The following is a 13,218-nucleotide window of genomic DNA, read 5'->3' as shown; positions in this document are numbered from 1 at the left end:
TTGACAAGTATTGTGCCAATTTTAACTCAATCTATTCTATACTGCAGTCATACACTCTTTTCCCAGACCTGGTAGTAGTTACAGTCGAGGTACCTGGAGTAATGAGCGTAGAACCGTCTTTAAGATCTTCTTCAGAAGAACTTGCACAATTTGCGCGCATAGATTTTTTTGACACCTTATCGTAGTTTGATTTTGTAGTACTGTAATAAACGAATGGCGTTGTAAAAGTGGTGTCGGTAGCCGCCACAATGACTACTGGAGGTAAAGGAGGTATATTAATAACATTACCTGCAGTCTGGCTATGCGTAATAGTTGAGCCAGTTGAAGTGATAGAACAACTGCAGGTTCTGTCTTTCTTACAAGCACTCAGACTTAAGCAGAGCAGCGTTGCGATTCTAAAATAATACTTCATAGTGTGTGTGATTGATACTTAAAAGTAATAAAAAAATGCCCCGCTAAGCGGAGCATTTTTTTATTATTGACAATTAAGCAGGTCGAAAATACCCTCATTGCAAACTTTCTACTATAAACAATTAACTATAACAATTGACTTCACTAAAATTCAAAAGTTATCTGGCCATCACCATCCAAAAAATCCTTCGCGTTATCTTTATTCAGCTTATCCATTGCCCTGCGGTGAAGTTCCATCGGAGATAATCCCGTTTTATCACTTTCATCCGCTTTTAAAAATTTACGCGCCAATTTTATTTCTTCAGGTTCTCTTAAACTAATTTCTTTCACCTTGTAAGAGCTTAATTTTTTTCCTTTGGCCTTCATGTTTACCATCGGGCTAAACTCTACCATATTTAAAGTTTCATCCGGAATTTCATTCCCTTTTTCTTTCGCGAATTTTACTTCTACTACTGGAAGAATTTGTCCGGTTATGAGTTCAATACGTGAAGCTTCATTTTCAGTAATAATAAGTGTTTTGTTAGTCGTTACTTCCGGTTCAAAACGTTTGGTGAAATATGCTTTGCTTACACCGTCGTAGTAAATACAAGTTAAAGTAACATGAGGATTGTATTTTTCAATCATAATGATGTCGTCATCAAAATGATTTAAAACATCGTAAGTATAAAGCTTATAAAATCCTTTGCTGGTAACCGTTAAGATCTTATCATCGCCGCTAAATTTACCAATATAAGTTCCGCGCTCTTCTTTATTCAGGCGATGCGTGCCCTCATCAAACCAATAATCTTCTCCTTCTAAAGTGGAAACTCCTTTTTCTTTCAGAGTTACTTTATTAACTGTGTATTTCGTTACAATGTTTCCAACAGAACCACGCGCCTTAATTTCCATCTCTCCAAAATCAACATCAATTTCAAGTTTACGCAAGCCTGCTACGGCACGTAAGTGAACTATTACTTTTTCACTTTCACCATTTGGATTTACGGTAAACCAATACACGTTTGAACCGGGCGTTCCTTTGGTAAGATCATATTCCTTTTCGCGTGTAACCCCTGTTACATTAAAACGTTTCATAAAGGTAATGCCTTTAGGTCCGTCGCGATAAATCATATTGTAAGTTGTACGCTCATCGTTCTTTTTAAAGATAGCGATGTGCACGATGTCTTTTCCAACAAAAGTTTTATCAGACACTTTAAAAACTTTCATTTTTCCCTCTTTCGTAAAGGCAATAATATCGTCAAGATCAGAACAGTCGGTAACAAACTCATCCTTTTTCAAACTCGTCCCCACAAAACCTTCCGCACGATTCATGTAGAGTTTTTCATTAGCCATTACGACCTGCGTTGCGATAATGGTTTCTAACTGTTTGGTTTCTGTTTTGCGCTCTCTTCCTACACCGTATTTCTTTTTAAGATTTTTGAAGTATTCCACTGCAAAATCCGTCATGTTTGCCAAATGATGTTTTACTGTAGCTATTTTTGCATCCAGTTCTTTCATTTGTTCTTCCGCTTTAATACTGTCAAAACGGGTAATACGTATCATCGGGATCTGCGTTAAACGCTGAAGATCTTCGTCTACAATTTCACGAATGAGTTTACGTTTGTGCGGTTTAAAGCGCTCGTATAAGTAGTCGTATAAAGTTTCTTTATTAGAGTATTTCTTAAAGTCGATATACATCTCTTCTTTAATAAATATTTTTTCCAGCGACGCGAAGTGCCATTTTTCCTCGAGTTCTTTTTGCTCGATTTCTAATTCACGTCTTAATAATTCGAGTGTTTGGTGTGTGGAAATCTTTAAGATCTCGCTAACCCCAACAAAACGAGGCTTCTCATGCTCAATGATACAGGCATTTGGAGAAATGCCCATTTCGCAATTTGTGAAAGCGTAAAGCGCATCAATGGTTTTATCAGGAGAAATACCAGGTTGCAGATGAATTAAAATCTCTACATTCTCTGAAGTATTGTCTTCAACTTTTTTAATCTTGATTTTCCCTTTTTCGTTGGCCGCAAGTATCGAATCGATTAAAGTTCCGGTTGTAGTTCCAAAAGGAATTTCAGAAATGATGAGTGTTTTAGCATTAAGTTCTTTTATGCGAGCGCGGATTTTAACTTTTCCACCACGCAATCCGTCTTTATAATCGCTAAAGTCGGCAATTCCGCCGGTAATAAAATCCGGAAAAATAACAGCCTTTTTTCCACGAAGAATCTGGATAGAAGCGTCAATTAATTCGTTAAAATTGTGCGGCAATATTTTGGTAGCCAAACCAACAGCAATCCCTTCTACGCCATGAGCAAGCACTAACGGAAATTTGACAGGAAGTGTGATAGGCTCTTTGTTACGGCCATCGTAACTCATTCCCCAGTTGGTTGTTTTTGGATTAAAAATAACTTCCTGACCAAACTTTGATAAACGGGCCTCAATATAACGTGGAGCAGCGGCGCTATCTCCGGTTAAAATGTTACCCCAGTTACCCTGCATGTCAATTAAAAGGTCCTTTTGCCCAATAGCCACCAAAGCATCGCCAATACTGGCGTCGCCATGTGGGTGATACTTCATGGTATTCCCAATCAGGTTAGCCACCTTGTTGTACCTACCATCCTCCAACTCCCACATGCTATGCAAAATTCGTCTCTGAACCGGTTTTAAACCGTCTTCCATAGCCGGAACCGCACGCTCAAGAATTACGTACGACGCATAATCAATGAACCAGTTTTTAAACATGCCACTTACGTGGGTAATGTTATCTACCTCATGATGATTCTCGTTATCCGCTCCTTCAAAAATGTCACTCATAGTTTGTACAAAAATATAAAGTGCAAATATAAGCTTCGAAAAACAAAAACTAAGGGTGAAAAATGGGGTTTCAGGCTAAAATACCGGGGAAATATCCACAAAATGGAGGTGAAAAGCGGGTAATAGGGTGCTTTTTATACTAAACTGGGCTTATCACCGTTATACCACGACACGCAATTGATCCTTCAAACCCTGTCGTGCCTGCCAAACATTTTGATGAAGTTACTGTTCCTGATTAGTTTTTCATGTATCACCCTATGTTCTTCTTCCCAGGAAGTTATCGAGGGACCCTGGAAAATGGAGGCCGGAGTAAGTTATTATGACTTTAAAAGATTTCCGATCCTTAATTTCAGATACATTTCACCACGTTTTCGTTTAGTTGGCGAAAGTCATGAATGGTCAGAGGAAGAAGAAAAACATCCCGAAAAATTTACAAGAGGGCGGCTGATGATGGAGGTTTTTTACAGACCTGTGGTTCCTTTTTTAGGTGCCTCCTTTAACGTGCAGTACCGTCTCCTGAAATATAAAAAGTTGCATGTGGAGATTTATGCAGGTGTAAAAGTTATTTTTTTGCATGAACGAGGTTACATTGTAAACCCTGCCCTGAAAACAGAAAATGTTAAAGATAGTTGGTACTTTAATCCGGGATTTATTTTTCAGCTGGATCTTGGAGCCGTAGGACCCTTTGCAGACGTTAGCGGCGATGGCATTGTTACTTTCGGAACGGAGCTGAACATTCATTTGATCTGCAAAAAGATAAAAAAACAATTTCGGGCGCCTTATATCAAACAAGGATAATAAAAGTAAGCGTTCTAACAATAAAAAACAGTTTGCCTATTCTCTTTAGTTTAAGTTATTGTAAAAATATCCTACTATTTCAAATGCAAATTACTTTGAATAATTATTTTAAATAATGCGCAGATTGTCAGTCAGCTGATCTTCAATTAATTTTCATGAATTGTCCGGATAATAAGAACGTTTTCCCAAAGAATTTATGTTCGAACTTGAAAAAGAGGAATTTGAAATTTTGAGGTCACAATTTGTAACCTCAAGTTGGGGTGGTGATAGATACTTGCCTATGGCTTTCTCTGAGCAAGGAGTGGCCATGCTATCCAGTGTCTTAAAAAGTGATAAAGCCATGTCTGTAAACATAGAAATCATGAGGATTTTCAATAGGATCAGGCAAAATTTGCTGGATAATATGGAACTACAAATGGCGGTAGAAGGTCTTCGGAATAAAACAGAAAATAATACTAAAAATATAGAACTAGTATTCTCCTACATTGATGAACTCCTGGAAAAGAAAGAGAGTCTGGAAAAAAGAGAAAAGATCGGTCATAAAATCACAGAATAATTCTAATAAACCAAAATCTTACGCTTCAAAAAGAAGAGTGATTCGGCAAGCTTTGCGCTGATTTTTGGATTAGAGTATGCGTTTAAGCCGGCGTTATCTAAACTGTTTGCGTATCCGTATACATCGTTCACCTGAGTTTTAAAAAGCACCTCATTTGTTGCCCTGTTTTTTAATTGCAGATCAATTATTAAAGCAACCAATTTAATGCTATAATTTTGTGTGAGAATGGCGCTGCTAATGTCTTCTTTTGTCTCTGCGAGCGATTCAATAAGGTAATCTGCTTCTTCAGGTCTATCTACAAGTCTTACTTCTTGTCCGTTGAATTTTTGTTTTATAAAAGTTTCTATAGAATTTAAGCCTGTGGCCTTGCCAAAATTATTTTCTACAGATTTTACATAAATAGTAATGTTAGCAACATTCGCATTCACTTTTAAGGTAGATGTCTGAACAAATTGTTTGAGTAAACGCACTCCCGCGGCACCAACAGAGTCAGTACCCATCAGTGTTGTAATATCCGGACTCAAAGAAAATGCGACAACCTGGTTTAATGGTTCAACAGAATTTATTTTGATTTGAACCTCTCCCGAATTATTTGTGGAAGTTTTTTCGTTGACGTTAATTTTATCCTCGTCACTTGAAACAAGCAAGGGGAAATTCTGTAACGGTGTTTTTGTTTTTAATTCCAAGTTGTAAATCAGTGGATTGTAAACGAGTTGGTAAGGTTTTAATACCGGCATAACTTTCTGAGTCATTACAGTGATAGTCTGTAGCTGCGTTTGAATAAGATTTGTAAGATCAAATACATTTTTAATACCGTTTGTTTGCGCAGGATCAAAAGTAATTTCTTCGCTCAGGTAAGGTGTTAGTACGCCAAAAGCCTGAATACGCTTCTTTAAGGAAGAAGAAAAATCTTTATTTTTTTCATCATAAAAACTCGCAGCAATAAGGTTGGAAGCCTTTGTAACAATTTGCTGTTTCTTCTTTGCTTTTAAATCGGCATATTCTGCTTTATCAAGAATATAATAAACCCAATATTGTTTGTCATTTTCGTATGAATCTACAAGAGAATAACCTTCAATATTATCGCTGTTGGAAAGCTTTATGAGTGAATTAAAGTTCTCATTAAAGCTGTTATTGTTTTGCACTGTATATAAAACGGAGTTGCTCGAAATATCTACTTTAATTTCAGAAGCAAGATCGTACAAAGCATTCTTCTTTGCCTCCATTTGGTAATTGCCTCCCTTTGATTTGTCAGCAAAACCAACTCCTACATATTTAAAACCGTTGTTGGGGCGACTACTCACCCACACCGGCGCTGGCTTAACTTCTGCTACCGTAGCGGCAGGAGCAGCAACCTGCTTTGCTTTGCAGGAAAGCAGCAAGAAAATTACGGCAGTTATGTAGCAAAAATTTCTAATCATCCTTTATTATTTCATGGTACCAGCCGTACTGATAAAAAGATTTACGTTTTGCGAATAGACTTCGTTTTTTAGTTCCTCAAAAGTCTTTAAAGTGTTGCGTGCACTAAAAAAATTTCGCCAGTTATTGGGATTGTATTGAAGCGCAGGCGCAATCTGTTTTGGATTATACGGATACAAAGTTTTTATATTCCCTGTAAATTTCTTCGCAAATTCCTGGTACTCCACGGCGTCCTGACTCTTAATAGTTTGTGTTTGAGAGGAAACAATCTGGTTGGTGTAAGCGTTTATTACTTTGTATTTATAATCATACGAAAAAGCGCGCTGAGCTTTTACATTATTGTAAGCAAACGCAACATACTCCGTTACTACAGTCGTATCATTGATCCTTTTCTGCGTTTCCTGATAACCTGTGGACGATTGTTTTTTCAAACCTGAATTAAATTCACTTCGGTTGGAAACATCGAACACATAAAAATAATCAGCAGCGGTTGCCTTGCGTATAGCCTGAATCAAATCAATATTCATGCTGTTATTTAAGTCGATTGTGCTGGGCGCATTCTGAAAAGGAGTGTTGTTAATGATTTTTACAGAATTTAATTTTTGCAGTGCCGCCTGGCTAAAATTATCAAACAGGTAAAGGCGTACATCATTTTCATTTTTATCCTGGGTGGTCTTAGGCTCAAACAAGATAAACGTTTTGGTTTGCTGAGCGGTTGCCAGTTCCAGAAGATCGCGTGAATCTTTATAATTTTCCGTCTTGGATTGAATGTTAGTTAATATTCCAAGTGCTCCTGAGTAATTTTTGCTCTCCAGGTTATTAATAGCACTTTGATACAGCGGTTCGCAATATGCTACTACTTCCAGCTGTTTTAAATTTTTATAGCCGGCATTGTATTTTTTTACGCGACCAATGTAGCTCATCGCCTCCGAATACTTTTTCTGGTTAACGAGAATAACCGTTTGATTATAGTTTTTCAGACAATAGGTTTCTACCGTTTTTTGATAGTCTTCCTCGTATGTTTTTGGGTACTCGAGTTGCACATTTAATGCACTGGCTTTAGAATTAAAGTCCTTAAGCTTTTCAAAAGACTCTAAAGAAGCTTCTGTTTGTTGTGTATTATAATTACGGAAAAATTCAGACGCCAAAGTGGAAAGATGCTTCTGCCCAACTTCTTTTAATTTAAGTCTCGCGTCTACACTTGACGGCTTGCGTTGCAAAGCCTCCAGGTAATACTGCGCAGCTTCATTCACAAGACCCTGTTTCTCAAGTTTCTCAGCAGCTTTAAAGTATTTTTTGGAGCCTGTGCAGGACACAAAAAAAACTACAAGCAAAATAAATATGTGTGATAGTATTCTCAAGTGAAGGGTTAAAAAAAAGAGCATCCCTGAAAAAAGATGCTCTTAAATAGGAGTGTGATTATTTACCTTCGTCTGCTAATTTTTTCATTTCAGCATCGAAAATCTGTTGGAATTTTTGTTTGTCATAATCCAATTTCAATTTTGCATCACTTGAAATTTTAGCATCCAATTTATCAAAAACTGCTTTTTTATCGGCTTCGATAGCAATCCAATAAGTATAAGATCCGTCTGACTCTTTAAAGATTTTTTCGCCGATTTCTTTTACGTTAGACATTTCAAGATTTACCACCTCGCGTGATAATTCTTCGAATTTATTTTCGAATTCCTGAGTGTTGCCAACGGTACGTTGATTTGTATATTGATCTGTTACTCTTTTTACTGTAGCATTAATATTGCCAGCCATTTCAGCTCTTGCATTTTGAAAAGCAATTTTTTTAGCTGTTGCAATGTCAGGAGACTTTCCCACTTGTTTAGCTCTGAAAGCATTTTCATCGCTACGAAATTCTTTACCACTAAAAGGTACGGTAATTTCTACTGCTCCTGTTTCTTTTTGAACCGGAGTTGTTTTTTTTGATTTACAACCAGCGAGCGTTAAAACTGCAACAGCCGGAATTAAAAGTAAGTGTGATGTTTTAATCATGATTTCTATTTTTGTTTGATTTATTTAAGGAAATTCATCTATTGTGCCAAAGATATTGTTTTTTACCAAATTAACTTGCTTTAACTAAATACTAACTTTTTAGGCATCTAAAACGCTGTAGATCGTTAAAATCTATTAACAAGCTAACTCACCAGTTCTTTCTCAGTATCTTTTTCAACCCGTAAATTATCGATAATAAAATCTTGTCGCGTCTGAGTATTCTTACCCATGTAGTAATTCAACAGCTCATTTATACTGGCTTTCTGATCTAACAATACAGGTTCCAAACGAATGTCTTTTCCAATAAAGTGTTTAAACTCATCGGGAGAAATCTCGCCTAAACCTTTAAAGCGCGTAATCTCAGGCTTTGGACCTAATTTTGCAATGGCCGCTTTACGTTCTTCATCACTATAACAATAAGCGGTTTCTTTTTTATTACGAACACGGAACAAAGGTGTCTGTAAAATCTTTACGTGATTGCTTTTTACAAGGTCAGGAAAAAACTGTAAGAAGAAAGTCAGCAGTAATAAACGAATGTGCATACCGTCCACATCGGCATCCGTAGCAATAACCACATTATTATAACGTAACTCATCTAAGCCGTCTTCGATGTTTAAAGCAGACTGCAATAAATTAAATTCTTCGTTTTCGTAAACTACTTTTTTACCAAGACCAAAACAATTTAAAGGTTTACCTTTTAAACTAAATACAGCCTGCGTATTTACATCGCGTGTTTTAGTAATAGATCCACTTGCCGAATCTCCCTCACAGATAAAGAGAGTGGTTTCTAAACGACGTACATCTTTAGTATCGTCTAAATGCGTTCTGCAATCGCGCAATTTTTTATTATGTAAAGATGATTTTTTCGCGCGCTCACGGGCCAATTTCTGAATACCCGAAAGCTCTTTACGTTCGCGTTCGTTTGCTAAAATTTTTGCTTCAATGGCTTTGGCAACATCCGGATTTTTATGCAGGTAATTATCTAATTGTTGTTTGATAAAATCACCAATAAATCCACGGATACTTTGTCCGCCCGGTGCGATTTCACTGGAGCCCAATTTTGTTTTAGTTTGCGATTCAAATACAGGTTCCTGAACTTTTATTGCAATGGCTGCAACAATTGATTTGCGCACATCGGAATGATCAAATTCTTTTTTGTAGAATTCACGTACAGTTTTTACTACGGCCTCTCTGAAAGCTGCAAGATGGGTTCCACCTTGAGTAGTATACTGACCATTCACATAACTGTAATATTCTTCACTAAAGTGCTCGTTGCTATGAGTCATGGCTAACTCAATGTCTTCTCCTCTCAAGTGAATGATAGGGTAAAGTGTTTCACCAGTAATGTTTTTCTCTAATAAATCTTTTAACCCATTATCTGATTTATAAAGTTGTCCGTTAAGGGTTAAAGTTAATCCAGTATTTAAGAAAGCGTAGTTCCAGATCATTTTGTCTATGTACTCGTGTACAAAATGATATTTTTTAAAGATGGAGTCATCCGGACGAAACTCAACATAAGTTCCGTTTTTCTCACCAGGAGCCGCAACAAGTTTGTGTTCTTTCACTAACTCTCCTTTACTGAATTCAGCAGTTTTAGATTGTCCGTCACGGTAAGCCGTAACCTTAAAATTAATGGACAAAGCATTTACAGCCTTGGTTCCTACTCCATTTAATCCGATAGATTTTTTAAACGCCTCGCTATCGTATTTCCCACCGGTGTTCATTTTAGAAACTACCTCAACTACTTTCCCTAAAGGAATACCCCGACCAAAGTCACGAATGGAAACTACTCCTTCTTTCACAACAATGTCAATGCGGTTTCCTTCGCCCATCATAAATTCGTCAATGGAATTATCCATCACCTCTTTTAAGAGAACATAGATTCCATCATCAAAAGCGCTACCATCGCCTAACTTACCAATGTACATACCTGGACGTGTACGAATATGCTCTTTCCAATCGAGTGATCGTATATTGTCTTCCGTGTAATTCGACTTAGCCATATTTACTTCGAGTTTCTTTTAATTTTAATTATTTCCTATTTAAACTGCCCACTTCTCCTGCCAACTTAGTGACTCTTAGTCAACTCAGTGACTTAGTGGTTATAGTCCGTCTCCGTCGAGAATGTTACCTAAGCCTCCCAAGATGCTTCCTTCTTCTTTTCTTCTTCCTCCACCGTAAGCTAAAATTCTTCCAGCTAAACGGCTGATAGGCAATGTTTGGATCCAAACTTTTCCTGGTCCGCTTAAAGTCGCATAGAACATTCCTTCTCCGCCGAATAAAGTATTTTTAATACCTCCTACAAACTGAATATCGTAATGCACGCTGCTTGTAAAGGCAACAATACACCCTGTATCCACTTTTAAAATCTCTCCGCTGTGAAGATTTTTTTCTATCACATGTCCACCACTGTGAACAAAAGCCATTCCGTCACCTTCTAATTTTTGCATGATGAAACCTTCACCACCGAATAACCCTGTTCCAAGTTTTCTTTGAAATTCAATTCCCACAGCAACGCCTTTAGCAGCGCATAAGAAACTGTCTTTCTGACAAATGATTTTTCCGCCCAAACCTGAAAGATCCATAGGAATTATTTTTCCGGCATAGGGCGCTGCAAAAGAAACGTGACGCTTTTGTTGTGAGTTATTTGTGTAAACAGTCATGAATAAATTCTCTCCTGTCAACAAACGTTTTCCTGCCGTAAATAATTTGCTCATAAAGCCCGTATTATTTCCGTCACCAAACAAAGTTTCCATACTGATGCCATCCGTCATCATCATAAAACTTCCTGGTTCTGCAATAACTGCCTCTTGTGGATCTAATTCAATTTCTACACATTGCATTTCCTCTCCATGCAATTGGTAATCGATTTCATGATTATTCATAGTATTTTCTTTTTAAAATTTTAATTTAAAAGTATTATAAATGTCATTCTAAGAATACGAAATGGGATCAGCGGTTTATTTGTTATTTTATAAAGCTTTATTCATGTTTGTTTAACTACAAAAACCAGAAAACTACAAACAAGAAACGTTAAACGTTGAAACGGAAATGCATCACATCGCCATCATTCACCACGTACTCTTTTCCTTCAATGCGTAATTTTCCAACTTCTCTGCACGCCGCCTCAGATCCTAAAGTCACAAAATCATTGTAACCAATCACTTCCGCTTTAATAAATCCTTTTTCAAAATCGGTATGAATTACTCCAGCTGCCTGAGGCGCTTTCATACCTTTGGTAATAGTCCATGCTCTAACTTCTTTTACACCTGCTGTGAAATACGTATCTAATTTTAAAAGTTTATACGCCGACTTGATTAATTTATTTACACCTGGCTCGTCAAGCCCCATTTCAGCAAGAAACATTTGTTTTTCTTCGTAAGTTTCTAAAGCTGCAATCTCACTTTCCATTTGCGCAGTGATAATCAAAATCTCTGCATCTTCGTTTTTTACTGCTTCTCTAACCGCATCTACGTGTTTATTTCCTGTTTTAGCAGAAGCTTCATCAACGTTACAAACATACATTACCGGCTTAATCGTGAGTAAGTGTAAATCTGCAATATAAGGTAATTCTGTTTCTTCAAGATTGGCTGTGCGCGCCGATTGGCCGCTTTCTAAAGCCGTTTTTATTTTTGTAAGTGTTGCAAAAATCCTTACCGCTTCTTTGTCGGTGCCTGTTTTTGCAAGTTTTTCAAATTTTTTCATTTTTGCATCTACACTTTCAAGATCTTTAAGTTGTAGTTCTGCATCAATAATTTCTTTGTCACTTACAGGATTTACTTTTCCGTCAACGTGAACAACATTATCATCGTCAAAACAACGTAAAACGTGTAAGATCGCGTTACATTCCCTGATATTTCCTAAAAACTTATTTCCTAAACCCTCGCCTTTGCTGGCTCCTTTTACCAAACCGGCAATATCAACGATCTCAACAGTAGTTGGAACAATATTTTGAGGCTTAACTAATTCAGAAAGTTTATTCAAACGCTCATCAGGAACCGTTGTAGTTCCAACGTTTGGTTCAATGGTACAAAACGGAAAATTTGCCGCCTGTGCCTGAGCATTACTTAAACAATTAAACAAAGTAGATTTACCTACGTTAGGCAAACCAACAATCCCACATTTCAAAGCCATAAATTACAATATATTACCTGTTTTTAATAAAAACGCAAATATACTAATCAAAAGAGGCAATAAAATGGATTTATTTGTAAAAAATCATAGTTTTTAACATCGCCTGATTATTATTAACATTCCCCCTTATAAGCCGCCATCAAATGCTATTTTTGCCGCCTCGGAAGACCACTTCCCTGCCAAAAAACGTAATAATGAGCAACATAGAAGAACTAAAAAAACTGAGCGGACAAGTTCGCAGAGATATTGTAAGAATGGTGCATGCGGTTAATTCCGGGCATCCGGGGGGATCTCTTGGCTGTGTTGAATACTTAGTAGCTCTTTATGGAAGCGTTTTAAAACATATGCCTTCTAATTTCACAATGGATGGCAAAAATGAAGATCTTTTCTTTTTAAGCAACGGGCATATTAGTCCGGTTTTTTATAGTGTTTTAGCCCGCACCGGGTATTTTCCGGTTGAAGAATTAAAAACATTTCGTAAGCTAAACTCTCGCTTGCAGGGGCATCCTACTACGCACGAAGGTTTGCCCGGAGTACGTGTGGCCAGCGGTTCTTTAGGACAAGGCATGAGTGTAGCTATTGGCGCTGCTTTGGCAAAAAAATTAAACAAAGATAATTCCATCATCTACAGTTTACATGGTGATGGCGAGTTACAGGAAGGGCAGATCTGGGAAGCTGCTATGTATGCTTCTGCCAATAAAGTAGACAATTATATTGCTACTGTAGATTATAATGGCCGCCAGATTGATGGCGACGTTGATACCGTGCTTTCTTTAGGGAATTTAAAAGCAAAATTTGAAGCTTTTGGCTGGACGGTTCTTGAGAACAACAACGGTAATGACCTTCAAGCCGTTATTGACTCTCTAAACACTGCAAAATCGCATTTAGGAAAAGGGAAACCGGTAATGATCCTCATGAAAACAGAAATGGGAATGGGCGTTGACTTTATGATGGGAACACATAAATGGCACGGTTCTGCGCCTAATGACGAGCAATTGAGCAAAGCTTTAGAACAATTGCTTGTAACCGGAGTGGATTATTAGCGTTTAGTTGTTAGTGTTTAGTTTTTAATAAAGCAGAACTAAAAGATCTGCAGTTTAAATTTATGC

11 protein-coding genes are annotated in these 13,218 nt (G+C 37.3%); 3 read left to right on the top strand and 8 right to left on the bottom strand.

The annotated features are described in order from the left end of the window. Positions 1-31: 31 nt before the first annotated feature. On the bottom strand, positions 32-412 hold the full coding sequence (locus CNR22_12435) for a hypothetical protein (GenBank protein ID PBQ32544.1): 381 nt from the start codon (positions 410-412) through the stop codon (positions 32-34). A 143-nt stretch (positions 413-555) separates the two neighbouring features. Next, the gene (locus CNR22_12430; protein ID PBQ32543.1) at positions 556-3,201 is read right to left on the bottom strand and encodes a DNA topoisomerase IV; all 2,646 of its coding nucleotides are present in this window, start codon (positions 3,199-3,201) and stop codon (positions 556-558) included. 297 nt (positions 3,202-3,498) lie between these two features. On the opposite strand from CNR22_12430, the gene CNR22_12425 reads away from it, so the two are divergent. Continuing rightward, positions 3,499-3,999, top strand: coding sequence for a hypothetical protein (locus CNR22_12425; protein PBQ32542.1), 501 nt, complete (start codon positions 3,499-3,501; stop codon positions 3,997-3,999). Positions 4,000-4,195: 196 nt separating this feature from the next. Then, complete coding sequence (locus CNR22_12420; protein ID PBQ32541.1) at positions 4,196-4,555, top strand: hypothetical protein; 360 nt, start codon at positions 4,196-4,198, stop codon at positions 4,553-4,555. A gap of 2 nt (positions 4,556-4,557) precedes the next feature. Here the strand turns inward: CNR22_12420 and CNR22_12415 are convergent, their stop codons facing one another. The 6 genes from CNR22_12415 to CNR22_12390 all read right to left on the bottom strand — a co-directional run bounded on the left by CNR22_12415 (position 4,558) and on the right by CNR22_12390 (position 12,109). Continuing rightward, positions 4,558-5,976 (bottom strand): hypothetical protein, encoded by a 1,419-nt coding sequence (locus CNR22_12415; GenBank protein PBQ32540.1) that lies wholly within the window; start codon positions 5,974-5,976, stop codon positions 4,558-4,560. A gap of 6 nt (positions 5,977-5,982) precedes the next feature. Beyond that, positions 5,983-7,290, bottom strand: a complete 1,308-nt coding sequence (locus tag CNR22_12410) for a hypothetical protein (GenBank protein ID PBQ32539.1) — start codon at positions 7,288-7,290, stop codon at positions 5,983-5,985. Between the two features lie 103 nt (positions 7,291-7,393). Beyond that, positions 7,394-7,975 carry a hypothetical protein gene (locus tag CNR22_12405; protein ID PBQ32538.1) on the bottom strand — a complete coding sequence of 194 codons (582 nt, stop codon included), beginning with the start codon at positions 7,973-7,975 and terminating at the stop codon, positions 7,394-7,396. 143 nt (positions 7,976-8,118) lie between these two features. Further along, a complete protein-coding gene (locus tag CNR22_12400) occupies positions 8,119-9,978 on the bottom strand; it encodes a DNA topoisomerase IV (protein ID PBQ32537.1) in 1,860 nt (619 codons plus the stop codon). Positions 9,979-10,077: 99 nt separating this feature from the next. After that, complete coding sequence (locus tag CNR22_12395; protein PBQ32536.1) at positions 10,078-10,860, bottom strand: TIGR00266 family protein; 783 nt, start codon at positions 10,858-10,860, stop codon at positions 10,078-10,080. A gap of 148 nt (positions 10,861-11,008) precedes the next feature. Beyond that, positions 11,009-12,109: a redox-regulated ATPase YchF gene (locus CNR22_12390; GenBank protein PBQ32535.1), complete on the bottom strand. Its 1,101-nt coding sequence runs from the start codon at positions 12,107-12,109 to the stop codon at positions 11,009-11,011. A 194-nt stretch (positions 12,110-12,303) separates the two neighbouring features. Here CNR22_12390 and CNR22_12385 point away from each other — a divergent pair, with 194 nt between their 5' ends. After that, entirely contained in the window at positions 12,304-13,152 is an 849-nt protein-coding gene (locus CNR22_12385) for a transketolase (protein ID PBQ34891.1), read from the top strand. Positions 13,153-13,218 lie beyond the last annotated feature (66 nt).

Source organism: Sphingobacteriaceae bacterium (assembly GCA_002319075.1).
Lineage (GTDB): Bacteria > Bacteroidota > Bacteroidia > B-17B0 > Aurantibacillaceae > Aurantibacillus.
Note: the sequence above shows the minus strand (reverse complement) of the source record. Positions and strands in the feature narration are given on the sequence as shown.